The sequence below is a fragment of the Paenibacillus sp. MT124 genome (assembly GCF_058792755.1).
Genome location: NZ_CM179500.1, coordinates 90,158 through 116,536, shown reverse-complemented (window position 1 = coordinate 116,536; position 26,379 = coordinate 90,158). Strand labels below are relative to the sequence as shown.

At 46.9% G+C, this 26,379-nt stretch carries 26 protein-coding genes, 1 tRNA gene, 1 rRNA gene and 1 riboswitch; of the genes, 10 read left to right on the top strand and 18 right to left on the bottom strand.

The genetic code is table 11. From position 1 onward, the window contains the following. Positions 1–9: 9 nt before the first annotated feature. On the bottom strand, positions 10–837 hold the full coding sequence (gene speE, locus AC3RCI_RS00550) for a polyamine aminopropyltransferase (protein ID WP_336784388.1): 828 nt from the start codon (positions 835–837) through the stop codon (positions 10–12). A 413-nt stretch (positions 838–1,250) separates the two neighbouring features. Here speE and AC3RCI_RS00545 point away from each other — a divergent pair, with 413 nt between their 5' ends. Beyond that, positions 1,251–3,329 carry a transglycosylase domain-containing protein gene (locus AC3RCI_RS00545; protein WP_492527279.1) on the top strand — a complete coding sequence of 693 codons (2,079 nt, stop codon included), beginning with the start codon at positions 1,251–1,253 and terminating at the stop codon, positions 3,327–3,329. 183 nt (positions 3,330–3,512) lie between these two features. Here the strand turns inward: AC3RCI_RS00545 and AC3RCI_RS00540 are convergent, their stop codons facing one another. Then, positions 3,513–4,016, bottom strand: a complete 504-nt coding sequence (locus tag AC3RCI_RS00540; RefSeq protein WP_095293467.1) for a YwhD family protein — start codon at positions 4,014–4,016, stop codon at positions 3,513–3,515. Between the two features lie 101 nt (positions 4,017–4,117). Here AC3RCI_RS00540 and AC3RCI_RS00535 point away from each other — a divergent pair, with 101 nt between their 5' ends. The 5 genes from AC3RCI_RS00535 (at position 4,118) to AC3RCI_RS00515 (ending at position 9,149) form a co-directional block, all read left to right on the top strand. Beyond that, positions 4,118–6,109 carry a M1 family metallopeptidase gene (locus AC3RCI_RS00535; protein WP_336784390.1) on the top strand — a complete coding sequence of 664 codons (1,992 nt, stop codon included), beginning with the start codon at positions 4,118–4,120 and terminating at the stop codon, positions 6,107–6,109. Between the two features lie 10 nt (positions 6,110–6,119). Continuing rightward, the gene (locus AC3RCI_RS00530) at positions 6,120–6,962 is read left to right on the top strand and encodes a hypothetical protein (RefSeq protein WP_492527278.1); all 843 of its coding nucleotides are present in this window, start codon (positions 6,120–6,122) and stop codon (positions 6,960–6,962) included. 260 nt (positions 6,963–7,222) lie between these two features. Next, positions 7,223–7,360: riboswitch (cyclic di-AMP (ydaO/yuaA leader) on the top strand. A gap of 3 nt (positions 7,361–7,363) precedes the next feature. Continuing rightward, positions 7,364–7,834: a C40 family peptidase gene (locus AC3RCI_RS00525; RefSeq protein WP_095293464.1), complete on the top strand. Its 471-nt coding sequence runs from the start codon at positions 7,364–7,366 to the stop codon at positions 7,832–7,834. 291 nt (positions 7,835–8,125) lie between these two features. Beyond that, a complete protein-coding gene (locus AC3RCI_RS00520) occupies positions 8,126–8,638 on the top strand; it encodes a GNAT family N-acetyltransferase (RefSeq protein WP_492529763.1) in 513 nt (170 codons plus the stop codon). Between the two features lie 154 nt (positions 8,639–8,792). Further along, on the top strand, positions 8,793–9,149 hold the full coding sequence (locus tag AC3RCI_RS00515; RefSeq protein WP_095293462.1) for a c-type cytochrome: 357 nt from the start codon (positions 8,793–8,795) through the stop codon (positions 9,147–9,149). Between the two features lie 72 nt (positions 9,150–9,221). On the opposite strand, the gene rbsK is transcribed toward AC3RCI_RS00515, so the two are convergent. The 4 genes from rbsK to AC3RCI_RS00495 all read right to left on the bottom strand — a co-directional run bounded on the left by rbsK (position 9,222) and on the right by AC3RCI_RS00495 (position 11,103). Beyond that, complete coding sequence (gene rbsK / locus AC3RCI_RS00510) at positions 9,222–10,205, bottom strand: ribokinase (protein ID WP_336784392.1); 984 nt, start codon at positions 10,203–10,205, stop codon at positions 9,222–9,224. Between the two features lie 45 nt (positions 10,206–10,250). Beyond that, entirely contained in the window at positions 10,251–10,547 is a 297-nt protein-coding gene (locus tag AC3RCI_RS00505) for a 4a-hydroxytetrahydrobiopterin dehydratase (protein ID WP_095293460.1), read from the bottom strand. A gap of 98 nt (positions 10,548–10,645) precedes the next feature. Beyond that, entirely contained in the window at positions 10,646–10,786 is a 141-nt protein-coding gene (locus AC3RCI_RS00500) for a hypothetical protein (RefSeq protein WP_336784393.1), read from the bottom strand. A 23-nt stretch (positions 10,787–10,809) separates the two neighbouring features. Next, entirely contained in the window at positions 10,810–11,103 is a 294-nt protein-coding gene (locus AC3RCI_RS00495; protein ID WP_095293459.1) for a hypothetical protein, read from the bottom strand. A gap of 235 nt (positions 11,104–11,338) precedes the next feature. Between AC3RCI_RS00495 and motA the strand changes: the two genes are divergently transcribed. After that, positions 11,339–12,139, top strand: coding sequence for a flagellar motor stator protein MotA (motA, locus tag AC3RCI_RS00490; protein WP_095293458.1), 801 nt, complete (start codon positions 11,339–11,341; stop codon positions 12,137–12,139). After that, positions 12,126–12,944 (top strand): flagellar motor protein MotB, encoded by an 819-nt coding sequence (motB, locus tag AC3RCI_RS00485; RefSeq protein WP_110757113.1) that lies wholly within the window; start codon positions 12,126–12,128, stop codon positions 12,942–12,944. The genes motA and motB overlap by 14 nt, the downstream gene beginning before the upstream one ends. 147 nt (positions 12,945–13,091) lie before the next feature. On the opposite strand, the gene rluF is transcribed toward motB, so the two are convergent. Together rluF and AC3RCI_RS00475 are read right to left on the bottom strand one after the other, a co-directional pair. Further along, positions 13,092–13,793 (bottom strand): 23S rRNA pseudouridine(2604) synthase RluF, encoded by a 702-nt coding sequence (gene rluF / locus AC3RCI_RS00480; protein WP_095293456.1) that lies wholly within the window; start codon positions 13,791–13,793, stop codon positions 13,092–13,094. Between the two features lie 18 nt (positions 13,794–13,811). Further along, the gene (locus AC3RCI_RS00475; RefSeq protein ID WP_336784394.1) at positions 13,812–16,151 is read right to left on the bottom strand and encodes an ATP-binding protein; all 2,340 of its coding nucleotides are present in this window, start codon (positions 16,149–16,151) and stop codon (positions 13,812–13,814) included. A gap of 331 nt (positions 16,152–16,482) precedes the next feature. On the opposite strand from AC3RCI_RS00475, the gene tadA reads away from it, so the two are divergent. Both tadA and AC3RCI_RS00465 read left to right on the top strand, forming a co-directional pair. Continuing rightward, positions 16,483–16,983 (top strand): tRNA adenosine(34) deaminase TadA, encoded by a 501-nt coding sequence (tadA, locus tag AC3RCI_RS00470; protein ID WP_336784395.1) that lies wholly within the window; start codon positions 16,483–16,485, stop codon positions 16,981–16,983. Between the two features lie 37 nt (positions 16,984–17,020). Further along, positions 17,021–17,590, top strand: a complete 570-nt coding sequence (locus AC3RCI_RS00465) for a GNAT family N-acetyltransferase (protein ID WP_492474201.1) — start codon at positions 17,021–17,023, stop codon at positions 17,588–17,590. A gap of 79 nt (positions 17,591–17,669) precedes the next feature. On the opposite strand, the gene AC3RCI_RS00460 is transcribed toward AC3RCI_RS00465, so the two are convergent. The 10 genes from AC3RCI_RS00460 to rrf form a co-directional block, all read right to left on the bottom strand. Continuing rightward, complete coding sequence (locus AC3RCI_RS00460) at positions 17,670–18,764, bottom strand: hypothetical protein (RefSeq protein WP_095293453.1); 1,095 nt, start codon at positions 18,762–18,764, stop codon at positions 17,670–17,672. 268 nt (positions 18,765–19,032) lie between these two features. Continuing rightward, the gene (locus tag AC3RCI_RS00455) at positions 19,033–19,185 is read right to left on the bottom strand and encodes a small acid-soluble spore protein P (protein ID WP_095293452.1); all 153 of its coding nucleotides are present in this window, start codon (positions 19,183–19,185) and stop codon (positions 19,033–19,035) included. Positions 19,186–19,208: 23 nt separating this feature from the next. After that, complete coding sequence (locus AC3RCI_RS00450) at positions 19,209–19,385, bottom strand: hypothetical protein (RefSeq protein WP_347385086.1); 177 nt, start codon at positions 19,383–19,385, stop codon at positions 19,209–19,211. Between the two features lie 23 nt (positions 19,386–19,408). Beyond that, entirely contained in the window at positions 19,409–19,750 is a 342-nt protein-coding gene (locus AC3RCI_RS00445) for a hypothetical protein (RefSeq protein ID WP_095293451.1), read from the bottom strand. A gap of 181 nt (positions 19,751–19,931) precedes the next feature. Then, positions 19,932–20,020 (bottom strand) — tRNA-Ser (locus tag AC3RCI_RS00440). A gap of 147 nt (positions 20,021–20,167) precedes the next feature. Continuing rightward, positions 20,168–21,451: a serine--tRNA ligase gene (gene serS, locus AC3RCI_RS00435; RefSeq protein ID WP_492527277.1), complete on the bottom strand. Its 1,284-nt coding sequence runs from the start codon at positions 21,449–21,451 to the stop codon at positions 20,168–20,170. Positions 21,452–21,727: 276 nt separating this feature from the next. After that, positions 21,728–22,318 carry a pyridoxal 5'-phosphate synthase glutaminase subunit PdxT gene (gene pdxT, locus AC3RCI_RS00430; RefSeq protein ID WP_127541152.1) on the bottom strand — a complete coding sequence of 197 codons (591 nt, stop codon included), beginning with the start codon at positions 22,316–22,318 and terminating at the stop codon, positions 21,728–21,730. Positions 22,319–22,643: 325 nt separating this feature from the next. Beyond that, positions 22,644–24,032, bottom strand: a complete 1,389-nt coding sequence (locus tag AC3RCI_RS00425; protein ID WP_419720077.1) for a D-alanyl-D-alanine carboxypeptidase family protein — start codon at positions 24,030–24,032, stop codon at positions 22,644–22,646. A gap of 419 nt (positions 24,033–24,451) precedes the next feature. Beyond that, complete coding sequence (guaB, locus tag AC3RCI_RS00420) at positions 24,452–25,909, bottom strand: IMP dehydrogenase (RefSeq protein WP_095293447.1); 1,458 nt, start codon at positions 25,907–25,909, stop codon at positions 24,452–24,454. A gap of 353 nt (positions 25,910–26,262) precedes the next feature. Beyond that, positions 26,263–26,379: ribosomal RNA gene (rrf, locus tag AC3RCI_RS00415) — 5S ribosomal RNA — on the bottom strand.

Below are 26,379 nucleotides of genomic sequence, written 5' to 3'. Positions count from 1 at the left end.
ATTTCCCCTTTATTTCGTTAAGTCTTCCACGAATTTAGGAAGTACAAAGGCTGCCTTATGCAAACGTGGTGAGTAATATTTGGTGTCCATCTCTGGAATTTGAGTCTCATCCACTTGAAGTGGATCATGTTTCTTGCTGCCCATTGTGAATGTCCACAGACCGCTTGGGTACGTTGGAATGTTACAGCCGTATACATGTACAATGGGGAAGATTTCTTTCACATCCTTGTTCACCTTTTGAATCAGGTCTGCTTTGAACCAAGGGTTGTCGGTTTGTGCAACAAAGATGCCATCCTCTTTCAGTGCTTCATGGATCCCTTGATAAAAACCACGCTCAAACAGTGGTGCAGCAGGACCTACAGGCTCCGTGGAATCCACGATGATTACATCGTACTCATTTTTATGTTCAATAATATGCATATAGCCGTCATTCACGAGCACTTCAACATTAGGCTCGTCCAGTTTACCGGCAATTTCAGGCAAATATTTTTTGGAATACTCAATAACTTTACCGTCGATTTCGACGAGAATTGCTTTTTCTACTGCAGCGTGTTTGATGACTTCACGGATAACGCCGCCGTCACCACCACCAACAACCAAAACTTTTTTCGGATTCGGGTGAGTATTCAGGGCAGGGTGAGCCGCCATCTCGTGATATACGAACTCGTCTTTCACAGTGGTCATCACCATACCGTCAAGCAGCAGCATGTTACCGAATTCCTCGGTTTCTACCATGGCCAAGTCCTGAAAGTCCGTCTTCTCGCTTACATATGTCTGCTTAATCTTCGCGGTAATCCCGAATGCCGGGGTTTGTTTCTCCGTGAACCACAATTCCATGATCTCTACCTTCTTTCCGTAAAGTTATTGATCAGCCATATCAAGCATGGCGCTGCACGCCGCCCGGTTCGCACAAGCATGCCCAGCGTTCGGCGCCAAAGCATTAGGGTTGCTGGCTGCGGGAAAGGTCCGCGTTCACTTCATTATATAGATTAAATTGACCACAGCGTGCTAAGCGTCTGACCGATCAACGAATCAATGACAATTGGTGCTGTTCGTCTTTCTGTGCCTTTTTGTATGTTGTGCCGAACTGCTACTTTTCATTACCCTTTTGCATTATACGCGATAGATGTTTATCCTGCAAAACGGTTTTTTCTGCAGAAATGCTACATTTTAAACTGTTCCGCGGCAGACTGAATATCCCTGTCCATGAAATCCCATACTGGGAAGAAAAGAAGAAAGGAGCCCGTTCCATGACTCAACATCGCCAGAAAACCCGCAAACGCGGGTTCCGTTTATTAAAATGGATCAAAAGCCTCTCTCTGCTCGCTGTTCTCGGCGTTATTGCAACGACTGCAGGATTGGTCTATCTATATGCGACCAGCCTACCCCTAGCTGATTCGGATCGCAACTCAAGGCTGCTGGATAGCCAAGGCGAAGTCATTGCCACCTTCTCTGCAGGCGGCAAGGATTCCGTGCCTGTGCAGCTTCAGGACATCTCAAAAGACCTGGTCACTGCCACTCTGGCTGTCGAGGATCGAAAATTCTATGACCATTATGGTTTTGACATTCAAGGGGTGGGACGGGCCGTGCTCGTTAACCTGCAGCATATGGAAATGTCCCAAGGTGCCAGCACCCTCACACAACAGCTTGCGCGAAATCTATATCTTTCCCATGAGAAGACCTGGACTCGCAAGGCCAAAGAGGCCATGTACACGGCACAGCTTGAAATGAAGTACAGCAAGGATGAAATTCTGCAAATGTATCTCAATGAAATCTATTATGGTCATGGTGCCTACGGAATTGAGGCAGCTTCGCGCATGTATTTCGGCAAATCAGCCAAACAGCTCGATTTGGCGGAAAGCGCCATGCTCGCAGGCATTCCAAAAGGCCCCACCTACTATTCTCCATATAACCATATGAAGAACGCGAAGGATCGGCAGAAAATCGTACTGGCCGCCATGGTTGATATCGGCAAGATAACAAAAGCCGAAGCGGACAAGGCTTATGAGGAAATGCTGTCTTTTAAACCGGAAAGTGAACGGAAAACAGTAGAAAGCGCGCCTTATTTCCGGGATTACATTCGCAGTCTTGCGGTCAAGGAGCTGGGCATTAGTGAAGCAATGCTGGACCATGGAGGACTAAATATATACACCACTCTGGATCTGCGTGTGCAAAAAGCTGCTGAAGACGCTGTAGCCAAAGGCATGGATCCGAGCAGTGAACTGGAGACAGCTCTCGTGTCCATAGACCCTCGTACAGGCTATATCAAGGCTATGGTAGGCGGCAAAAACTACCGGAACAATCAGATCAACCATGTTCTGGCGACGACACGCCAGCCAGGATCTGCATTTAAGCCTATTATGTATCTGGCTGCACTGGAATCCAAAGAGCTGACAAGCGCCTCTATCTTTAATAGCGAACCAACCCTGTTTCACTATGACAATGATCGCAAGACCTATAAACCGGGCAATTTCGGCGACAAGTATCTGGGGGAAATTGATCTAAGGCAGGCAATTGCCGCTTCAGACAATATCTATGCGGTCAATACAATTATGCAGATCGGGCCTGAGCAGGTCGTGGATATGGCCAAAAGTCTGGGGATTACAAGCAATCTTAGTGCTGTCCCTTCTCTCGCCTTGGGCACTTCGCCCGTGAGCCCACTGGAAATGGCTTCGGCCTTCTCCGTCATCGCTGCAGGCGGACAACGGATCCCTCCTGTCGCCATTCTGCAGGTGACGGATGCAGCAGGACGTGTAATCTATGAAGCACCACAAACCAAGGCCGAAAATGTGGTAGAACCTGCCGCCGCATATGTACTGACACGTTTAATGGAAAGTGTGTTCGAAAATGGTGGTACAGGGAATCGGGTAGCTACAACGATTAAGCGCCCCGTAGCAGGCAAAACCGGTACGACCAATACGGATGCCTGGATGGTTGGCTTCACCCCCGAACTCTCTACCGCAGTATGGGTCGGTTATGATCAGGGCAAAGCCATCTCCACGTCGGATGGACGCCGCGCAGCACCGATGTTTGCCCAATTTACAGAACAGGCACTTGCAAGTGTGCCGCCTAAGATCTTCCCTGTTCCCGATCATGTGGTCAGTGTATATATTGATCCCGAGTCCGGAAAACTGGCGGGTAATGGCTGTGAAGAGAAACGGCTTGAGGTTTTCATTGACGGTACTGAACCGACAGAAACCTGCAGCGGGGCAACGGAGAATACGGATCCCAAAAAGAATGAAGGAAGTCGTGAGGTACAGAATCAAGAAGGAATCCAGGAAGAAAAGCATTCGTGGTGGAGAGACTTTAAACGTTGGTGGGTAGAATGACGCAACTACGTAATGACTTAATTGCGTCACTGTGATTGACCGGCTTCAGGTTCTTTCTGCAGGTCAGTCTTGTTCACTATTTCTAATCCTCTTCCCACTTGTAAAGCAAAAGCCCCGAACCGATCATTTCGGTTGCGGGGCTTTTCATGCTCCTTTTAAAGGATACAGCATACAAGGCTTTTATCAGGAAAGTGCTTCTTTTAGTTCATCCGGAGAAGCGTTCCACCACTCTTCATTGTGTGTAATCAACAGCTTCTTGAGAGCTGCACGATCCTCTGGTCCGAGCTCATCCAGCATGAAGCGGCGCTTCATTGCATAATCCATCCGGTTTACATGGTCAGCCAGCAGCTTCCATCCTCGTTTCGCCTCGGTATCAATCCACATCTCGCACGCTGTTGCTCCGCCGTACAACTGTCCCTGTTCCGTGCGGTCCACAGCTACCCAAACCAGCCATACCTGGCGACCGTTAGGTACATCTTCCCGATTCGTCGAAAACTTAATTCCACGTTCTACCTTGCTCTTTGCATGCATGGCACCAATATCAATCTTTGCCTCGCCATTATCAATAATAACCGGCGACAGGTTGTTCAGATCAATGGAGCCTGCACCGAAACCTTTATGTTTGCTCTTGGCACTTACGATATTCAAGGCAATCTGTTTTTTGCCGTTTTGCTCGTTTTGATCCATAGTTATAGCCTCCAAGGGTTGATACAAATATTTTAACTAATAATCGCCCCATTGCAAACATATACATGCTGTAGATGCTTGTCAACGGGAGGTATTTAACGATGATTCCACTACGCGCCAAGAGCTGGCTTACTGCAATTCTGGCCCTGTGTGTGTTTACCGGAGCCATATGGATCACTCTGGATCACACTCGTTCTACGACATCCGACTTGCCAACGCTCGCCCCGGAATTGGGCAAGCCTCCGGCAAAGGTCCAAACTCCGGCACCTCCAGAAAGTGTACAGACACCTACTGCTGAGGTGTTCAGCAACCGCGTGGTGGAATATCACATGGATGTGAAGCTGGTAGACGGCAATGTTTTGGAGGGAACGCAGACGCTGACCTGGACTCATCCGGGTAAAAAAACAGTCAGCGAAATTTATTTCCACCTATACCCCAATGCATTCTCTTCTACTGACACCACATTTATGAAGGAATCCGGCGGAAAGCTTCGCGGTGATGTGATGCCAACGGACGGTTACGGCTCCATGAATATTACGGAGATGAAAACAGAGGACGGGCTTTCCCTCCTGCACCGGATGCAGTATGTACAGCCGGATGACGGAAACATGAAAGACAAAACGCTCATAAAAGTGAGATTACCCAAGCCGGTCAAGGGCGGAGAAACCATTACACTGCACACCCGGTTTGAGGTCAAGCTGCCCAAAATCTTTGCCCGTATGGGAACTGCTGAAAACTTCGTTATGGCGGGCCAATGGTTCCCCAAAATCAGTGTATACGAGCCTGCAGGCACGCGAGGACGTACGGCAGAGGGATGGAATCTGCATCAGTACCACGGCAATTCCGAGTTTTATGCGGATTTTGGCATCTATAGTGTGCGTATTCGGGTACCTGAAACATACAAGGTTGCCGCGACCGGGTTTCCAACAAAGCAGGCTGTAATTAAAAATGGCGAGAAGATCTATCAATTCTATGCTGACGATGTACATGACTTCGCCTGGGCAGCCTCACCTGACTTTGTTTATGCAGAAGAACCCTTCTCCACTCCCAACGTGCCAGGTGTACGAATCAAGCTCTATCTGGACCCTGCCCACCAGGATCTGAAGGAACGTTACTTCTATGCGGCCAAAGCAGCTCTTTCGAATTACAGCAAGTGGTTTGGTCCGTATCCGTATTCCACGCTCTCTATCGTTGTCCCACCAAAAACAGGCAATGGAGCAGGCGGCATGGAGTATCCTACCTTAGTTACAGCCTTCGGCGCGGACGACACTACACCAGGCTACGATCTGGAACGCACGGTTGTACACGAGATTGGCCATCAGTACTTCTATGGTATGGTTGCCAGCAATGAATTTGAAGAAGCCTGGCTGGATGAAGGGTTCACCTCTTACGCAGAAGACAAACTGATGGAGCAGGAATACGGACTTATTCCGAATCTTCCCGTTCAATCCGGCTTAATTACTTCGCCTGCCTCACTCACTCAGGAGTCCTGGAAGTTTGATTCGCAGAATCATTACGCAGCCAATGTTTACACAAGGGGCAAGCTTGTGCTGCTGGGCATCGAACAACAAGTAGGCGCTAAAACGATGGAACGCATTCTTTCAACTTATGTCAAAAAATATCGATTCAAACATCCCACTTCGGCCGATTTCCAAAAGGTCGTGGAGCAAGTGACCCGTAAGTCCTGGTCTGATTATTTTAATCAATACGTATATGAAGACGGAATGGCCGACTTCGCCGTGGAGAATATCCAGGTCAAGCCTGTTGAGAAAGACGGTCAAACGTTGTATGAATCATCGGTAACATTAGTAAAGAAAGGCAGCGACTACGAGAAGGTACCCGTTCGCATCGTTTTTGAAGATGGACACATCGTCGCCAAGGAATGGGATGGTAGTAACGGTCGAATTACGTACAAGTTAACGTACAGCTCGCCTGTATCTTGGGCCATGACCGATCCGTTATATACCGTTGTGCTGGAGAACCGTCATATGAATAACTTTTTGAAAGCCGATCTGGATGAACCATCCAAGTTCCGCTGGAGCATGAGTGTAACCAAGCTTATTGAAGCTATATTCGGAGGTCTGTCATGGTGAGGTGGAGACAGTGAAAGCAAAAATACGTGAGGGCTGGTTTCTCGTCCGTCAGCATATGTTCATTGTGGCACTTTTGTTTCTCTATCAGCTGGTGTGGGGTTACTTCATCTATAAAATGGTACAATCGGCAGTCATTCCCTTGCTGCTGCGCTATCCGGACCCTGACGCCGGGGAGCTGAGTACCATTTTATTTAAAATGGAAAGCCAGCTCAGTCTGTCTACCCATCCCGAGGTGCATCGCTATTTATGGATACTTGGGGCCATGCTCCTGCTCCGCATGCTGATTACCCCTCTCATCCAGGCAGGGCTACTCTATTCATTACAACACTTCAATCATACAGAAGAACGTATTCCTTTTGTACGTGGGATCAAGGCAGTGTGGAAACCGATGATGCTGCTTCATTTCATTAAAACGCTATTATTGCTGCTGCCTGCGTACTGGTTGATCCCCAAGCTGTATAGTATCTTTCTGGATGGATTCCACTCGCTGCAGCTGCTGCTGCCAGGCATTCCATATGTAGCCGGATGGATTGTATATGGATGGATCATACATCATGCTTTGTTATATATGCAGTTTGGCGCTACAGCTCCCGAGGATCAGGGCGGGGTAAAAGGTACATTTATCGGTCTATTGCTCGCCTTGCGTCATATCATTTCTCTCATTGGTATTGCAGTGGTTCTGGGAGGAATTCATCTGCTCATCTTCGGTGCCTTCACATCTGCTTCGTGGTTCCTGACAGGTCTCATGGGTCTGATCCTGCAACAAACCTATCCGCTCGCCAGATGTTTGTTGGATATATGGAAGATATGCGCTCATTTCCGTCTGTGGCAGTCCAAGTCCTCCAAAGGTTAAAAAGTGTAATGAACCGCACGAAAATTGTTACCATCTTCATGTAAACTTATGTCAATGTTAACGCTTCACAAACGCAAACCCCGACCTTTCCCCGTCAAAGGTCGAGGTTTTTTTTGCTAATTTTCTTGTTAAACGTTGCCAAAGGCTTACTCCTCTGTTACAATAATCGCAGTGAGTTTTTAGTAACAACTTTGTAATCTTTACCTTATGAATTGTAACTACTTAAAATTAAATCGTCATTTCTTGATTTCGCAGGTGCACAACTAGCATAGCCAAATTCCTGGCACCTGGGAAGCGGGGGAACCAGTTATGGGTGAATTGATCTTGCTACAGAGGGATCATAGGGGACCTTCAACCGAATCCTTAAGCTAACCTCGCAGGCGTTGGAAGGGGTATATCTCTTGTTCAAAAAGAAATTAACAGCAGCTGTCCTTAGCTTAACATTTGCACTATCACTTGGAGCAGGCAGCGCATTCGCAGATTCAAAAATGGATAAAGTAATTGATTCAGCAATGGGAACTACATACAAAAGTGGTGGAACAACGCTTAACGGCTTTGACTGCTCTGGATTCACACGGTATGTATTCGAAAAGCTGGGCATCGATTTGGCTCGTCAATCCAGTTCCCAATTCGACATGGGTGACTCGGTATCCCGCATGGAAATGAGACCAGGCGATCTGGTTTTCTTCAATACAACGGGTAAAGGGGTTTCACACGTAGGGATTTTCGTGGGAGAAGGAAAGTTTGCACACTCCTCGTCTTCCAAAGGAGTTACCATTAGTTCTTTGAGTGAGAACTACTGGGCCAACCGCTATGTTGGCGCTAAACGGATTATGAGCACGGACGCATATGAATCACTGGCCCTCGACTAGGGACAAGCTGAGCAACATCATACTGTAACGAAGCATAAATCAACCGCCCGGTAAATTCTCCGCAGGAATGTATCCGGCGGTTTTTTTGTGCTTGTTCGTCCGTGCCCTTATGATGTTTTTACCCATCCTGCTATAATATAAACGAAATTCCAGGAACTTTTGTTTCACTTTTTTTCAAGGGAGCAAAACCTTGCCAAATGCCCTCCTCTTTTGTAGAGTGAAATCAGGATTAAATATGAAATGACATATGTTATAAACGATTAGCGTATGACTAAAAGTAGCTTGTTCACAATGAAAGGAGCGTGCAGTGGTGTGGATGAAGCTTCTGTAACGTTTCACGTTGTGCCGATGCAGGAAGAACATGCAGCATTGATCTGCAGCTGGACATATGAACCACCCTATAACATCTATACCTGGCTGCCCTGGGAACAGATGAAGGCGCTGGAGGTTGAATTCGGCGATGAGCAGCTTCGAAAAGAGCAATATGCAGTTGTACTCGGAGAGCAGGACCAACTTTGCGGATTCGTTCAATTCTTTCCTCTTGAAGGCGTGACGCGGATTGGGCTTGGTATGCACCCCGAACAGTGTGGACAAGGTCGCGGTACTGCCTTCGTCTCTGCGATCGTGAAGGAAGCCATTCGGCGGAACCCTAGTCATGAGATTGATCTCGAAGTACTCACCTGGAATACGCGAGCTATCCGGGTTTATCTCAAGGCCGGATTTGTCACCAAGGATACGTATGAACGACAGACACCAAGCGGTTTGAAGCCTTTTTATTGCATGGTCTATGAAGGACCTCGTTAACCGTTAAACCGCATAACCAAAAGAAATTCATGCCCGTTTATGTGATTAGTTCAAAAAATTACCACAAAATGCTATGATGTCTTAACAGGTTCCGTTATAATGATATGGACAGTTTCAGTTTAGATGATCTTTCATTCTGGAGGGGACATAACGGATGCACAAATGGATCATGAGCGGGGTATTTTTTGCAGCATGCGCATTGGCTATTGTATTAATGTTTACGCTTCCAGGGAAAGAGGAAGTGGCTGAAGAAGCGAAACCAACCATGCCGGAAGTGGCAATGGATGCCGGACAGGCTGAAGCACTGGTCAAAGCCAATTGTATAACGTGTCACGGAGATCAGCTTCAAGGTGGCGTAGGACCTGCTCTCGCAAACATTGGCAGCAAGGATGATGTGGAGAAGATCTACTCTACCATTATCAAAGGTAAAGGCGGCATGCCTTCCTTCAAAGACAAGCTGAAGGACGAGGAAATTGCCAATATCGCGATGTGGCTGGCCGAGAAGAAATAAGGTTCATGATATACAGCAAAGAGGCCCCTGCCTTCCCTCTCGGGAATGGTACGGGCCTCTTCGTCATATCGTTCAGCCTCTGGCTGCGTGTTCTGCCAAAAAGGCTTCCACTTCACGTGCATACGGCATCCCCGACTGGGCGCCGAGCTTCGTTACGGATAACGCGGCCGCTCCCATGGCATAGCCTACTGCCGCGTCCAGTGTTTCCCCGCGCGCGAGGGCTACCGCCAGCGCGCCGTTGAAACAATCGCCAGCGCCGGTCGTATCGACGGCGCTTACGGCGTAGCCCGGCGCACGGCAAGCGCCGGCACGCCCTGCCTGTACGCGGCCGCCTGGCGCTGCCGCGTACACAGCCCCCTCGGGGCCGAGCGTCGTGACGACAGCGGCCCCGAGCGATGCGGCGAGCTCTGCGACCGCCGCATCCACGTCTTCCGGCCGGAGATCATCCCGGCCGGTAAGCACGGCAAGCTCGCTGCGGTTCGGCGTGACCACGTCGACGCACCGCAGGAGCTCCTGGGGCAGACCCGGCACCGCTGGGGCCGGGTTGAGCACCACCAGTGCGCTGCCTTCTGCCGCCAGTTCGGCGGCGCGGGTAACCGCTGGCAGCGGGATCTCCAGCTGCAGCAGCACCGCTGCGGCTGCAGTCAGGCTTTTTACCGTGTCCGCCTCTTCCAGCATCTCCGGCACAACTTGTCCATTCGCTCCAGGAATAACGATAATCCGGTTGTCTCCCTTGGAGAGCCAGATGGATGCTGTACCTGTTACAGTGTCTTCCAATACACGAACCTGCGAGGCATCTGCCCCACTATCCGTCAGACTGTGCAGCAAGCGCTCCCCAAAACCGTCTGAACCCACTGCTCCAATCATCGTGGTCTGTCCACCCAGACGTGCAGCAGCAACGGCTTGGTTAGCCCCCTTGCCGCCCGCCAGATAGTGAAGCTCCTCACCGCTTACCGTTTCTCCCTCTTCCGGGATAATATCGGTCTTCACCACGAGGTCCATATTGAGACTGCCTACAACCGCGATCAGAGGCTTATTCTGATTCATGTCTGACATGTATGCTTCCTCATTTCTTGGCAGCACAACGATAACCAATCCCGGCTATGTCGTCCTCATTTTCTCAAACGTTTCGTTAAACTGCTCTGCTTCCTTAATATCTACAGATGTAATTCCACCCTCATCCCACGACGTGAGACGCAGCGTAACCGTTGTATAATCAATCGTAATAAAAGGGTGATGATTAAATGCTTCCGAGATCGCGGCGACCTCATCCACGAATGCAATCCCTTTCATGTAGTTGGAAAATACGAACTTGCGGACAATCCACCGTCCCTCTTCCAGTTCCCAGCCTTCCAGCCTTCCCAGATGAGCTTCGACTTCTTCTTGCGTAAAAACCATACGTTATCTTCCTCCCCATAAAGACGGCACAAAGGTTGTCTCTAACCCTCTCCCTCATGCCATCCGAAACCTTGGTGCTACCACAGTAACCCCAACCGTCATAGGTTAGCCGCTCTGCGGCTCGCCCGTTTCATGACTCTCATCTTACCACGTACAGAACTCAAAATCCAATACTGTAAAATGGCGTTAGAGCCAATAGCCGTGAGGCTTCCAGGCGTTTCCCCTCTCGGCTTCGACACTAGAATTCTCCTTAAATTCGGCCCTAGATTAGGGGTACAAATGTCAATTCTTCTTCCCCAATCAAAATATGAATGCGATGCTGCTCCTTGTCATGGATAACCACACCACTCCCTACAGGAATCACCGACTCGGTGCCCAGCGCATAGAACAAATCCTCTGCCAGAGCTTCGTCTACTTCGAGCTGCTCGTTTTCACCCAAACGGGACCAATCCTCTGCATCCATTTCAAAAAAAACATAACGATCCGGAATGCGGCCGATCGCCTGTGTCAAATCTGTCAATATTCCTTCATAATCCCGTCCATGCTTTACGCCCATTGGCTTTTTCACTCCTGTTTGGCCCCTAAAGAGCTGATTTGTTCTTATTATACCTGAAAATAACCCTTAAAAAAAAAGGGCTTCTGGTCGATAAATACTATACATGACCGTTTCAGCTGTTACAGCATTTCTAAAAAATGCCATAGGTTAAACGGATTGCGGCCAAACATTCGCCCGGAAGCCCGAATACAGCCGCTTGAAAGGATTCAATTTTATCTCATGGATGAGGTGTATGATGGAAATTTCAACGATTATCGGACTAGTTTTAGGGCTGGTTTCACTTGTTCTCGGGATGTTCCTGAAGGGTGCTCCCCTGATCAATCTGGTTAACAACCCGGCAGCCTACGTTATTATCTTTGTTGGTACAGCAGCAACAATCTTCATGGCATTTCCAATGTCTGAAGTTAAAAAAATCCCCAAGCTTTTCGGGGTACTCTTTAAAAAGCAGCAACTGATTGACCGTGTTTCACTGATCGGCACATTTATGGAATGGGCTTCCACTACCCGTCGTGAAGGTTTGCTGGCACTGGAATCAAAAGTCGAAGAGATTGACGATCAATTCCTTCGCAGCGGTATGCGCATGATTATTGACGGCAATGACCAGGAATTTGTTAGTGATGTTTTGATGGAAGATATCCATGCCACCGAAGAGCGTCACCGCGGAGGAGCATTGATCTTCGCACAAGCGGGGATGTACGCTCCAACCCTCGGGGTTCTCGGGGCCGTTGTAGGTCTGATTGCAGCCCTGGCCGACCTTAGTGATATGGAAAAGCTATCTCACGCGATTGCGGCTGCGTTCATCGCTACACTCCTTGGTATTTTTAGTGGTTACGTGTTGTGGCACCCGATGTCCAACAAGTTGAAGCGGATGTCCAAGAAAGAGATGGAGATCAAGCTGATGATGGTTGAAGGATTGTTATCCATTCAATCCGGTGTATCCACCATTGCCATCAACCAAAAATTATCTGTATTCCTGACACCTTCCGAACGTAGACAGCTGGAAGAGAAGGAGGGATCATCAGGTGAAAAAGGCTAAAAAACATGAGCCGCACGAAGAACATATAGACGAGAGCTGGTTGCTCCCGTATTCTGACTTGATGACACTGTTGCTTGCCCTGTTTATTACGTTGTTCTCCATGAGTTCTCTCGATGCAGCCAAGTTCGAACAGATGGCCTCGGCACTGAGCAGTGCACTGAATGGCGGCGCAGGTGTATTGGATCATACATCCATGAATCCTACGGAAGCCACAACCGACCTGGGCAAAAACAAACAGGTGCCTGAAGAGATCACCAAGAACAAATCTGCTCAGATTACAGATGCACAGATGGCACAAAAAGAGCAGGAAGATCTGGAAAAACTCAAGAAACAACTGGACCAATACATTAGCAAAAACGGGCTATCCGACCAACTCAACACCAAGCTGAATCAATCTGAACTGAAGATCACCATCAGTGATAACGCTCTGTTCTCTTCCGGGCGTGCAGATGTGAAGCCTGAATCGCGATCCCTGGCAAAAGCCATATCCAACATGCTTCAGGAGTTTCCGCAATATGAAGTGGTTGTATCTGGCCATACTGATAATATTCCCATCTCGAACAGCCAATATAAGGATAACTGGGATCTAAGTGCGGATCGCGCACTGAACTTCCTTAAAATCCTCTTATTGAACGACGCGCTGGACCCTGCGAAGTTCACACCTAGCGGGTATGGTGAGTATCACCCGGTTGCCAGTAACCAGACCAATGTTGGACGAGCTCAGAATCGCCGTGTAGAGGTTTCTATTATCCGGAAGTATCAAAGCAACAATTCGACTGTGAAAGCAGTTAATCCAGCAAACTAGAAGTGAATGCAAGTTCAAAAGGACGTTTTTCTCTCCAGTAGAGGAAAACGTCTTTTTGATGTGTAAATGTTTATTACCGTGATATCAAAAAAGCTCTGCTTTCTTTTCTTCAGAAAAGATATGCAGAACTTTCATGAATTAAACGATTTATTCCAGAGAGTAGTTCAGCAGGCTGCCCAATTCCGACTTCTCCGCAGCTGTCAGCTCTCTCCACTTCCCAGTAGCCTGTTCACCCAGATGGATATTCATGATACGTACACGCTTCAATTTACGCACCTCGTAACCAAAGGCACTGCACATTCTGCGAATCTGCCGATTCTTCCCCTCGGTCAGTATAATTCGGAATACTCGCTCAGAGATTCGAGTGACGGTGCAAGGCAGCGTCATTTCACCGAGAATTTTGACGCCCGTGCTCATCCCCTTCAGAAAACTTGGCGTGACAGGGCGGTCAACTGTAACGATGTACTCTTTCTCATGGCGTCCCTCTGCTCTAAGTATCCGGTTGACGATATCTCCATCATTGGTCATCAGAATGAGCCCTTCGGAATCTTTATCCAATCGGCCAATTGGAAAAATGCGCTCCTTGTGCCCAACAAAGTCAACGATGTTACCCTTGATATGCTGCTCGGTTGTACTCGTAATACCGACCGGTTTATTCAGTGCAATATATACATGTTTTCTTTTTTCCTTGATAGGCTGACCGTTGATCCGTACGTCGTCGCCTTCTTCCGCCTGACTTCCCAGTTCGGCGGTTACGCCATTAATGGTCACTTTCCCGCTCTCCACTAATTTGTCCGCTTCACGCCGGGAACAATAGCCTGTTTCACTAATAAATTTATTAATACGCAAAAGGTAATCTCACCTCATCTAGTTCTCTTCGTCTGTAAACGCATCTTCCGCCCGATCGTCCTCTTCTACGCTCTCCGGGAGCTGTTTGGTAGCAGGAAGATCAATGATAACGGTCGTGCCCTTGTTCATGACGCTTTTAATATCCATCATGCCCTTATGTGATTGAATGATGCGCTGACTGACCATTAAACCAAGTCCTGTTCCAGACTCCTTATTGGTAAAGAACGGCTCGCCAAGCTTCGGCATCATCTCTTCCGGAATTCCGATACCCTCATCCTTAATTTCAATCCGCACCCGGTTTAATTCCTCATCATGGTCAAGGCGAATCCGAATGCTGCCTCCGTTCGGCATGGCTTCCATACCATTCTTAAGCAGATTGATGAACACTTGCTTCAACTGATTCTCTTCACAGTGTACCATAGCTGAATCCGATGATGCATTTAATACAAATTCAACCCCATGCAGATGTGCCTGGCTATCCAGCAGCGAGATCACATCGCCGAGAATAAAGCGGATATCCCGCTCCTGGAAGTGAACAGCCTGTGGTTTGGCCAAAATCAGGAATTCGCCTACGATCAGATTAATGCGGTCGAGTTCCGACAGCATCAAGTCGAGATGTCGATGATTCAGTTTGTTCGTCTCCTGCTGCAGCTGCAGGAAACCACGCAGCGTTGTAAGCGGGTTACGGATTTCATGCGCAACACCTGCAGCCAGTTGGCCTACGGTTGTGAGCTTCTCTGAGCGTCTGAGCAGCTCTTCCATCCGGTTGCGGCTCGTGATATCCCTCGACACACTAATTAGTGCGGTAATTTCGCCTAATTCATCGCGCACAGGCGCTGTACTGACACTAACTTCAACCCGTGTGCCATCTTTTTTCATCCATATAGTTTCATTCGAGGTAATGGATAGTCCTTCTATGAGCTGGGCATGCTGCTGCTTCATTTCCTCTTCCGCTTCAGGCGGGATGATCTTCAGCCTGCGGTTTTCGACCTCTCGGCTTCGCCAGCCATATAGTTGTTCAAATGCCCGGTTTACACGCAAGACCTTACCATCTAGATCGGTAATATGAATGGCATCGGCGGTTTGATTAATGATGGATTCCAGATGCTCCTTAACTGCCCTGTTCTCCTCATACATCTGTTTCAACCGGTTGGTATAGTGGCCCAGATTGCGAATCATGGCATTAATCCGATTGGCCAGCTGCCCCAGCTCGTCCTTCCTTCTTACTTTCAGACGGAAGTCGAAATGTCCATCCGCTACATCATTCACTTTGCCCAGGATGGATTGAATAGGACGTGTAATATATCCTGCTAACAAATAGCTGCCAAAGATCACAATTTCAAGCAGCACCAGCGATATGGAAGCATGACTGACCAATTGTTCCGATACCATGGAGGATATTTGTTTATAGTCCATGACAATACTAATGACATATGATGCTTCATTCGGCGTGAAGATGGGAATGAAGCTTTTTAACACCTTCTGCTCATGTGTTTCACTGACAAACGATACATTTTGCCCGGTTCGGATCGCCCTCACGACTGCCCGGTGGTCCTCATCTGCGGTACCATACTGATACGTACCAAAACGAATCGGTCTATTATTCAACTTGCTGTAGTTGCTATCCCTTCCATCGTCACTCATATTGGGACTGCCAAAAGTCAATGGATTGATACCCGTGATCTCCAAGATGGAAGGATTCACTTCACGAATTTTGTTCAATATCTCATCCGGACCAGAGATCTTCACATAGTCATCAACTTCAGCATTATTATAGAAGGGATTGATTATGTAGTTCCTCTTGCCATCATGATAATAACCCCAGATATCAATGTCCGATGGACTGGACGTCGAGTACTCGAAACCATCGGACCAAAAGTGATCCAATTTTTGCCCTTGAGTGATGGTAACCTGATGTTTTTCGAACAATTGCTTAAAGGCTTGATACCAATAGGTCATTTTCTTTGTGGATAAACCAACTTCGCGCGGATCGGAAGAGCGGGTTACAACGATATCATCCTCGGTTTGTTCCATGAGAGAGATATGCGATACCCCCACTTTTTTGCTTAAACGTACAAGTTCTTCATTTGTGATATTATTAATATCCGGGTCGAGTTCTTCTGCAGCCATGACTGAAGCAAGCCATAGATTATTACCAATCTGGCGTTTTACATAATCCAAACTATTCTGATTCTGTTCGACAGAAATTGCAATCTGTTTGGCCGTTAGGACCATCTTGGTTTCACTGTCCTGCCTAAGATTTTCCTCGGTAGTATAATAACTCAGCGCGATATTCAGAATCAAAATAACAAGCACCGAGCACGACATAATCATGGATAATTTCGTTTTAATAGACAACTTTTTTAGTTCACCTCTCGGCTTGTACCCTTTGGCGATATATGGCAAAACCTATCTCCATCATAACGGTTGTGTGTGATTTTGAAAAGGATAAATGCCCCTAGTCCAAAAGTTACCGCTTGGCTAAAAAGCTCGAATTTCATTGTTTTTTGTCTTTGCCGTGCCTACAATGAGATTAATCACTAAAACTATACACAAATCCACAGGCTTGTGGATATCCTGTTCATAACTATGTGAGCAACTCGGTAGTTATCCACAGAGTTATGCACATCATGTTAACAAACGAATATTTGTTCGCCGAATAAATGCTTTGGAAGGAGCTTTAACTGTAATGAACGAACACCCAATCCCGGTAGATCTTTCGCATCTTACGGAGGAACAGCAGCACGAATTCTGGATGCGTGAAGCCATTGCTGAGGCGCTAAAAGCTGAGGCACTTGGGGAAGTCCCTATCGGAGCCGTTATTGTGCAAAATAACCAGATTGTCGGACGAGGATATAATTTGCGCGAGACCACTCTTGATTCCACTGCACATGCGGAGATGGTCGCTATTCGTCAGGCAAGCGAAACGATCGGAGCCTGGCGCCTGCTTGATTGCAGCCTGTATGTGACACTGGAACCTTGCCCTATGTGCGCAGGTGCCATTGTACAGTCCCGAGTGCCAAACGTTATATATGGCACTGCTGACCCCAAAGCCGGGTGTGCAGGAACCTTGATGAACTTGCTGCAGGAGCCGCGGTTCAATCATCGTACTGAGATTATTCCTGATGTCCTTCAACCGGAATGCTCCACGATGTTGACCCAATTCTTCCGTCGGTTACGCAAGAAGTAATACTTATACTTTTGATCTTGAGAGGATGTGCACTGCTATGGCATTAACACTGTATGATACTCCCAACGGAATTAGCCTCCGGTTACTCACCACCGGCGATACGCAAGCTTATCTTGAGCTGATCCAGGTTACTCGCGTTCCCTACCAAGCTGTAGAGCCTCTTCGAGATGATGAGTTCTACACACTGGATGCTCAAACAAGGCGGATTCAGGACCGTCTAAAAGCGGCTGAAGAAGGTACAGGTTATCAGTTTGGCATCTACACCATCAAAGACGACCTGCTTATTGGACAAATCAGCCTGAATAACGTCTCCTATGGCGTTGCCAATTATGCTGATATGGGTTATTTTATCCATCCAGACTATCAGGGTGGTGGACGTATGACAGCAGCTGTTAAACTGGCTGTTGCCTATGCTTTCCGCGCCTTGAAGTTGAATCGTGTTCAGGCCGCAATCCTGCCCACTAATGCCGGCTCCCAGCGTGTACTGGAGAAGAATGGATTTCAGGCAGAAGGCATTGCCCGTAAATATCTGAAAATCAACGGAAGCTATCAGGATCACCGAATTTATGCTGTTCTTGCTGAAGATTTATCGGAATCCCTGCAATAACAGATTTAAACTATAAAACAACAAAAAGCCGCCCGACATAAAGTCGAGGCGGCTTTTTTCACTTATTGCTTGGAATGGCTTAGTATCCGTAAGAAGAATTCATCAGTTCTTCGAATTCTTGCATTGTAATTACATTTTCACCTGTAGGGATATTGATTTTGAAGGCAGCCTTCTCATTGATTTTGGTGTAGGTGTTGGATCCAGTAAAGGCCAACTTCACTTCATCTTTGGTATCCACTGGTTTGATCAGCAGATCAGCTGCAATCTTTTGATAAACCGGGAAATCCTGCTTATCGAGTGCGAAATCAATGTTGAATTTGTTGATGGTCAACGTCTCTTTCAACTGATCCAGATCCTTAGACATTTCAGTCTGATCAGCTTCCGTGATGTTCAGATCTTCTTTGGCTTGATCAATATCAGCCTGATCCAGTTGCAGCATATCGCGGTATTCTTCTTTGGACAAGATGTCCAGCACTTTAGGCAGTGCTTTAGTCACCAGTACAGTAACTGCTTCTTTAACGTTGTCGTTAGTAACGGAGAATTGCACTACCTGCTTGGCATCTACACCTTCTGGCAGCTGTGCATCCTTAACATCTACATTTTTGAAGAATTTGTCTTGGTCGTACTCACTAAGAACAGCATCCATAACTTCATTGCTCAGTTTTTGCGTTTTGGCTGCGTCCATAGCATCAGGGTTCCATTCCGTACCCTCTTGCTCAGCCAATTCTTTCAGATCAAGCTCCAGGAACTTGCCAACCACCGTCTCGGGAATTGGGAAGAACGGAATGCTTGGCACTTTAACGTAAAGCTTCTCAGCTGTCATCACCATTGGAATGGTGAATGTCATACCCATATCACCTTTGAGCTCAAGGCTAACTGTCATTTCTGTTTGCATTGGCTCGCTTTGATATACGCCAGTTACGTTAAACTGAGCATCCTTCAACATGCTCATAAACTGAGTCATCGTTGGATCTTGTTGTGACTCGTCTGCAGGTTTATAGCTCAATTCATTAATTGTGAAATTGGAACTCATCTCATACGAAGTCAGTTTAGAAGCATTGGCCGCAGCCGTCTTCAGTGCCTCTTTCGGTTCTTGTTTGCTGCTACATGCTGTCAAAGCCAAAGATACCGTCAACAGCAACGTTAGAAGCAACGCCCCCATACGTTTAGTCATTTGTTTCTCTCCTCTCGTGATAACCCCAAAAAAATAATTCAACATCAATGATATACCATTTATTCTGAAACGGAAACACGATTTGGGAAATTTGTGATCTTCCCACACTAAAATGGCTACAAAGACCTACGTTAGCTTTTCAATTTCTATCATCATTGGTCATTATTTATGTATGAATACGCAAAAACCCCCTGTTAGGTAACAGGAGGTCTCATTATGCATCGATATATATCTCATAATACGATACTGAAATGGATGGGTATTCTTCTTACCCTTGTGGGTTGTTATGATCCACATGATTTTGATTTTTCACTTTTTTGGACCCCGACAACGGTTCCTGCCCAGATGAATGCTTTTCCGGACGGCGATGCTGCTCAGCAGCTTGAACTTCCGGTACAGGTATCGCTTTTGGTTTGCTCATGCCAATACCCCCTCTTCATGATTTTAGGAATGGGATGGGTCCATATCTTCCGTTTTGTCATGATTCAACGAATCCTGATGACGACGATCATTGGTATCTTGCTGAATTTGCTGTGCATGATGGCTGTTCACGGCTGGTTGCTCCAGATCAGCAACAACATTCTGCAAATTTTTATCGATGCCTGCCTTGGCTTTGCTCACTCGAATCACTCCTTCAATTGGGGCTATGTTCTTGTCTTGGACTGTAACGACTGGGCACATTCATGAATATGCCGTGTATAATCCTGAGCCAGCTCCTGGATGGGTTCTGTACGCTCATCTGTCGTTTGTCCATCCCGTTCTACATCAATCAGTTGTACACTGACCTCACGGGAGTCCACATACGCGCATTTGAAATCGAATGAGTACATTTGGTGTCCTGCAGTCGCGATATGAATACGAATAGCCTTCTGATCGGCTTCATCCGCCATTACCTGTGCCTGATCGCCGACATTCAGTACTTCCGGCAAACGCTCCTGCCATGCGCCTACAAGCTCTGTCTGATCTATATTTAACTCGCGGTTCATCTAACCACCTCCACTCCTATAAAGTGCGGCGAACAAGATGATTTTATACATGCATATGGAGTCAATTAGAGCCTGTTGATGCCTTTAATAACGAACCATGGCAGATAGCTCGATTGAGGGAAATGTTATATGCAAAAAAGGACCCGAGCTTATCGCTCGAGTCCTGTTATAGGTGTTGTTATGGCGGAGAGGGTGGGATTCGAACCCACGTGGAGTTGCCCCCTAACGGTTTTCAAGACCGCCCCGTTATGACCGCTTCGGTACCTCTCCAAAATTTGAAGTTTTATAAACTTGCCACGAAATAGATCATACCATATATACAATTAAAAAAGCAAGCTTTAGAATAAAAAAACCCGTCATAAATAATTGACGGGTTTTTTGGGTTGGCTTTATCATAATAAAACCCTATTCGCTATGTTAGGATCGACGTGCAATCACACTGATTCCACCCATGTATGGACGCAATGCTTCAGGAATAACTACAGTCCCATCTTCTTGCTGATAGTTCTCCAGAATAGCTGCGACTGTACGTCCAACTGCCAGTCCGGATCCGTTCAGGGTGTGGACGAACTCTGGCTTAGCCTTCGGCTCTCTACGGAAACGAATGTTGGCACGGCGCGCCTGGAAGTCTTCACAGTTCGAGCAGGAAGAGATTTCACGATATGTATTGCTTTCTGGCAACCATACCTCGAGATCATAGGTTTTCGCGGAAGTGAAGCCCATATCCGCTGTACACAGCGCCAAAACACGGTATGGCAATTCCAACAGTTGAAGCACACGTTCTGCATTTTGCGTCATTTTCTCCAATTCCTCGTAAGAAGTTTCAGGAGAAGACAATTTCAACAACTCAACCTTATTGAATTGATGCTGACGGATTAATCCACGTGTATCCCTTCCAGCAGAGCCGGCTTCAGATCGGAAACATGAGCTGTATGCCACGAAATGCTTCGGCAGATCCTCCGCATTCAAAATCTCTTCGCGATGATAGTTCGTTACTGGAACTTCTGCGGTAGGGATCAGATAATACTCCGTATCCTTAAGCTTGAACAGATCTTCTTCGAACTTCGGCAATTGGCCTGTTCCGAAGAGGCTGTCGCGGTTGACGATATATGGAGGCAAAATCTCCTCATATCCATGCTGATCACTGTGCAGATCCATCATGAAGTTAATCAGAGCTCGCTCTAGACGTGCGCCAAGTCCTTTGTAGAACGTAAAACGGGAACCTGTTACTTTGGCAGCAGCCTCAAAATCAAGGATATCCAGATCCTGCGCAATCTCCCAATGTGCTTTCGGTGTAAAACCGAACGACTTCGGTTCAGACCAGCGGCGAACCTCTACATTATCATCCTCAGAGGCACCAACAGGTACACTTTCGTTTGGAATGTTAGGGATGGCCATCGTCAGATCATTGATCTTCGCTTCCAGTTCCCGGACCTCTTCATCCATCGCTTTGATGCGATCAGACACTTCGCGCATCTCCACAATCAAATCATCTGCGTTCTCGCGATTCTTTTTCAGCTTAGCAACTTCACCGGATACTGTATTCCGGCGGTTCTTCAACGTTTCGCTCTCTTGCAGCAGTTCCCGGCGCTTTGCGTCCATCTCGGAAAATCCAGCAATGAGATCGAGTGACTTGCCACGGTTCGTTAACGCTTCTTCTACACGGGCATATTCATTCCGCAATATCTTTACATCAAGCATTATATACTCCTCCTAAATGACCTCACAGAAAACATATCAATAAACCTAAGCCTATCACATAGCCTTTGTGGAGTCGCGTATAACTTCATCTTAATCATTTTCAACAATAAAAAAACAACTATGAACCCCTGTGACACCCTACGCTGCGATTCCCGCTGTGTAAAGCAGATACGGGCAACATCAGGCATTCGACCAGATACAGCTCCTCCAGCAGTCTTACAGATTGCAGAAGGAGTGTTCCAATCCACCGGGGTATCATAAGTTGTCTAATATGCACTATTGGTTCTGTAGCGACTGCTTATAGGATTGGGCCATATCTACAAAATAAGAATGCAAACGGTAGTCATCGGTCAATTCAGGATGATATGAGCAGGCCAGCAAGTTTCCTTGGCGCGCGGTAACGATCTCACCTTTATAAGTGGAAAGAACTTCAACCTGTTCTCCAACACTCTCAATCAAAGGTGCACGAATAAACACTGCTCTTACTGTTTCATCGATTCCTTTGACAGGCAGGTCTGTTTCAAAACTTTCCCGCTGCCGCCCGAATGCATTTCTGGAGACAGTCATATCCATTAATTCCAAATGGGCTTCTTCCTGTCCTGAAATACGCTCAGCCATTACGATCAGGCCTGCACAGGTGCCGAATACCGGTTTACCCTTGGCAGCAAAGTCCCGAATAGGCTGCATGAAACCATATTTGCGCATCAATTTACCAATAGTGGTGCTCTCACCGCCAGGAAGAATCAGACCATCCAGTTCATCTAACTGCTCAACCTGTTTCACAGCCAGTCCCTCTGCACCAGCTCGCTCAACACTGCGAATATGCTCTGTAACCGCACCTTGAAGTGCTAACACACCTATCTTCATTTGCGTTCCCCTCTCCTACCAGCCGCGATCCTGTTATACGTCTAGAAGCCGTAATTAAGGAGATCCGTGTCCAGAGGTATATGGACACTACAGCAATCCATTTATCGTCCATGCAATGAGTTGTCGCTCCCACTATAACATGTGCAACTAACAAGGTTGTCCTTAGACTTTTGAGCTAAGTTATACGTAGAATTCTAACTTGATATTTTACCGGAAAAATTGTAAATACACAATGCATCCAGTCGCAATTTGGTGCTTATTGTCCTTATTCAAGTGAGTTAGATCGGAAACTTCTATTATCTGTAGTTATGGCCTATAGCATCAATTAGAACAGGTTTTTGATACCGTCAAACAGATCAACGAAGAAGTCCTTTACTGCACGGAAGAACAAACGGAACCATCCGCCTTTTTCAGCCTCTTCTGCGGTGATTAGGTTCACTGTTTTCTCCTGTGGTTCAATACCGTCAGCCTTATAGGTGTAGGTCACCGTTCCGACTTTCGTACCTGCTTTGATTGGAGCAACCAGCTTGTCTGCTTCCGTTACGTTTGCCTTAAAGGTAACATCCAGGTTTTGAGTGCCTTTGGGAACTACAAAGCTAACTGCATTGTCGGTCACTACGGGCACATTCGTTTCTTTACCTTTTTTCAGCGGAACAGCTTCCCAACCAGTCACTTTGGTTTTACCAGCGACAGCTTGCTTCACTTCGAAGTTGTTATAACCATAATCCAGTACTTTTTTCGTCTCTCTGAAGCGTGCAGGCTCGGAATCGGTACCCATAACAACACTGATCAGGCGCATACCATCACGTTCTGCCGTTCCTGTGAAGTTATTCCCTGCATTTGTGGTATGGCCCGTTTTCATTCCATCCAGGCCTTCATAGGCGTAGCTTTTGAAATTGGTTATATCTTTATTCGCTTCCAGCATCCAGTTGTAGTTGATAATTGGAGCTTTGTCATTGGGACGGAATTTATAAGATTGAATTGTTGTAAAGTCTGTGTAGTCGGGGTGATCCTGAATAATATATCTGCACAGAATTGCTGCATCCAATGCAGACATAACTGTCTCTTTATCTTCGGCCGGTTGGAAGTCGGCAGGCATATCCGCACGATCAAGACCTGTGGAGTTAATAAAGAACGTATCCTTCATGCCCATTCGCTTTGCTTCTTCATTCATCATCTTCACAAAAGCTTCTTCCGATCCGGCAACATATTCTGCCAATGCCACTGTTGCATCATTTGCAGATCCAACGGCCATAGCGATGTACAGCTCTTTAACCGTATGTTGGTCGCCTTCAGCCAGAAAAATACGTGAGCCTATGCTCTCCGCTGCATTTCTTTTAACCGTAACTACATCATCCCAGCCAAACTTCCCTTGCTTGACCTGCTCAGCCACAATGTACTCGGTCATCATCTTCGTCATGCTGGCAGGCGGCATGGCTTTGTCCGCATTCACATTAAGCAGAATCTGGCCTGTCGAAGCCTCCATGAGTACCGCAGATCTAACTTCAAGTCCAAGTGAGTCTACAGAAGGAACCTGCACGGCTTTTTCGGTCTTCGTTGTTGTCGCAGCAGCAGTCAGCACCTGACCCGAATCATTCGCAGCAGCCATCACCGGCATTACTGCAGACATGCAGAGCATATTGACCAGCATAACCGAGGCTACGCTTTTTTTGAGCATTTGGCGTTTCTTTTTGTTCATTTGTTTAGCTTTCAATGATAATACTCCCTTCGTTCCGAAGCTTCGCTTAATTGATGCTTCAGTGCAGCTTGAGCTGCATTTTTCTTGGTCCTTAACGATCGTAGAATATGTGGTGAAAAGTAGCTTTTTATGCGCTGTATCGAAAGAGCAATATCATTGCTCCATAAGTTTCATTATCGATTGTCACTTAGTTAGCATTAACCAATGCTTATGTAAAAGGACGTCCGCGCTTCTATATAGCTGGGCAACCTTTCGTGGCATTTGTTCCATGTGAAACAAGATTCATAGATTCACGTCAAAAAGCCGCCGCAACGCCCTAATCCGATAAAGGATCGTCACCGCTTTTTCTATTCTATCACAGGGGTATCCGCAAAAAAAGACAGGCCCGGCCAAAATCGCCAAGCCTGTCCTGGAAATGATTAACTCTCTTCAGATTACAACGAGTAGTTAGGTGCTTCTTTTGTAATTTGAACATCATGCGGATGACTTTCACGAAGTCCCGCACCAGTAATACGGATAAAGCCAGTATCATTGCGGAGCTGCTCAAGGTTGCTTGTTCCGCAATAACCCATACCCGAACGCAGACCACCAATCAACTGATGAATGGTATCTGACAATGGACCTTTATAAGCCACACGTCCCTCGATGCCTTCCGGAACGAGTTTTTTGTCATCATCCTGGAAGTAACGATCTTTACTTCCTTGTTTCATTGCAGCCATTGAGCCCATACCGCGGTAAACTTTGTAGCTACGTCCTTGGAAGATTTCAGTTTCTCCCGGGCTTTCAGCAGTTCCCGCAAACAAGCTTCCGAGCATAACTGCATGTGCACCTGCAGCCAATGCCTTTGTAATCTCACCTGAATATTTGATCCCGCCGTCCGCGATGATTGGAACTCCATACTCGCGTGCGACAGTTGCACAATCGTAAACAGCAGTTACTTGAGGTACACCGATACCAGCAATAACGCGTGTTGTACAAATGGAACCTGGACCGATACCCACTTTGACAACCGAAGCACCTGCCTCGATCAGATCACGAGTAGCTTCACCAGTAGCAACATTACCTGCAATAATAGTCAAGTTCGGGAAACGCTCACGCAATTGACGAACAGCTTCAATAATGTTGATGTGATGTCCATGTGCAGAGTCTACAGTAATCAAGTCTACACCAGCTTGTACCAATGCATCTGCGCGTTCAAAAGTATCTTTGGAGATACCAATTGCGGCACCAACCAGGAGACGACCTTGCGCATCCTTGGCTGCATTAGGGAACTGGATAGCTTTTTCGATATCTTTAATCGTAATGAGACCTTTCAGCGTATTGGACTCATCCACCAAAGGAAGCTTCTCAATTTTGTGCTTTTGAAGAATTCCTTCTGCTTCTTGCAGGGTTGTACCTACAGGAGCAGTAACCAGATTTTCACGAGTCATGACTTCACTAATTTTGATACCGTAGTCATGGATGAAACGCAAGTCACGGTTAGTCAAGATACCAACCAGCTTCTGATCACCTTCGACAATCGGTACACCGGAGATACGATATTTAGCCATAACTTCTTCAGCATCCGATACCAGGTGCTCAGCAGTCAGTGAGAACGGATTGGTAATAACGCCGCTCTCCGAACGTTTAACCCGATCTACTTCTTCCGCTTGCTGTTCAACTGACATGTTTTTGTGGATAATTCCAATACCACCCTCACGTGCGATGGCAATGGCCAGAGTTGCTTCAGTAACGGTATCCATACCAGCACTGATCAGAGGGATATTCAGTTTTACACTATCGCTCAAACGAACCGATACATCCACTTCTTTAGGCAGTGTCTCGGATTTCCGTGGCACTAGCAATACATCATCAAAGGTCAAACCTTCCTTACCAAACTTATCTTCCCACACGCAGGTGTTCCTCCTTATGTTTGCTCAGCTTTACGGTCCAAAACCCGAAGATCTCAGGCAGTATTTATGCCGAAAATACGTTTTCTGAAAAATTTATTATTGCCATCTTAGCAAAGCGATATTTAGACTGTCAAGGAAAAGTGCCTGGTTATATCAGGTGTACTGTCTGATGCATACAACTGTATTTCTTGAGCGGACAACTGCCGAGTATGCCAAAAACACCATCCGTTTTTAAATGGCGTTTATCCTCGAAATTTTTTAACTTTGTTTCAACTAAAACTACACAGCTTCCATATATTTACCTTTAAAAACAAATAAAAACCACCACCGAATTTCATCGGCAGTGGTTCTTTGCTTGGCAGCGTCCTACTCTCCCAGGACCCTTCGGTCCAAGTACCATCGGCGCTAGAGGGCTTAACGGTCGTGTTCGGGATGGGTACGTGTGGAACCCCTCCGCCATCGCCACCAAA

What these genes read in the sequence shown, in the direction of transcription:
- AC3RCI_RS00465 (WP_492474201.1), top strand. Translation starts at nt 17,021, where the DNA reads ATGGCATTAACACTGTATGATACTCCCAACGGAATTAGCCTCCGGTTA.
- AC3RCI_RS00535 (WP_336784390.1), top strand. Translation starts at nt 4,118, where the DNA reads ATGATTCCACTACGCGCCAAGAGCTGGCTTACTGCAATTCTGGCCCTG.
- AC3RCI_RS00455 (WP_095293452.1), bottom strand. Translation starts at nt 19,185, where the DNA reads ATGAGCAAACCAAAAGCGATACCTGTACCGGAAGTTCAAGCTGCTGAG.
- tadA (WP_336784395.1), top strand. Translation starts at nt 16,483, where the DNA reads ATGAACGAACACCCAATCCCGGTAGATCTTTCGCATCTTACGGAGGAA.
- AC3RCI_RS00515 (WP_095293462.1), top strand. Translation starts at nt 8,793, where the DNA reads ATGCACAAATGGATCATGAGCGGGGTATTTTTTGCAGCATGCGCATTG.
- pdxT (WP_127541152.1), bottom strand. Translation starts at nt 22,318, where the DNA reads ATGAAGATAGGTGTGTTAGCACTTCAAGGTGCGGTTACAGAGCATATT.
- AC3RCI_RS00545 (WP_492527279.1), top strand. Translation starts at nt 1,251, where the DNA reads ATGACTCAACATCGCCAGAAAACCCGCAAACGCGGGTTCCGTTTATTA.
- rbsK (WP_336784392.1), bottom strand. Translation starts at nt 10,205, where the DNA reads ATGTCAGACATGAATCAGAATAAGCCTCTGATCGCGGTTGTAGGCAGT.
- AC3RCI_RS00445 (WP_095293451.1), bottom strand. Translation starts at nt 19,750, where the DNA reads ATGAACCGCGAGTTAAATATAGATCAGACAGAGCTTGTAGGCGCATGG.
- AC3RCI_RS00540 (WP_095293467.1), bottom strand. Translation starts at nt 4,016, where the DNA reads ATGGATCAAAACGAGCAAAACGGCAAAAAACAGATTGCCTTGAATATC.
- AC3RCI_RS00460 (WP_095293453.1), bottom strand. Translation starts at nt 18,764, where the DNA reads ATGACTAAACGTATGGGGGCGTTGCTTCTAACGTTGCTGTTGACGGTA.
- AC3RCI_RS00495 (WP_095293459.1), bottom strand. Translation starts at nt 11,103, where the DNA reads ATGGGCGTAAAGCATGGACGGGATTATGAAGGAATATTGACAGATTTG.
- AC3RCI_RS00505 (WP_095293460.1), bottom strand. Translation starts at nt 10,547, where the DNA reads ATGGTTTTTACGCAAGAAGAAGTCGAAGCTCATCTGGGAAGGCTGGAA.
- serS (WP_492527277.1), bottom strand. Translation starts at nt 21,451, where the DNA reads ATGCTTGATGTAAAGATATTGCGGAATGAATATGCCCGTGTAGAAGAA.
- motA (WP_095293458.1), top strand. Translation starts at nt 11,339, where the DNA reads ATGGAAATTTCAACGATTATCGGACTAGTTTTAGGGCTGGTTTCACTT.
- AC3RCI_RS00520 (WP_492529763.1), top strand. Translation starts at nt 8,126, where the DNA reads ATGAAAGGAGCGTGCAGTGGTGTGGATGAAGCTTCTGTAACGTTTCAC.
- speE (WP_336784388.1), bottom strand. Translation starts at nt 837, where the DNA reads ATGGAATTGTGGTTCACGGAGAAACAAACCCCGGCATTCGGGATTACC.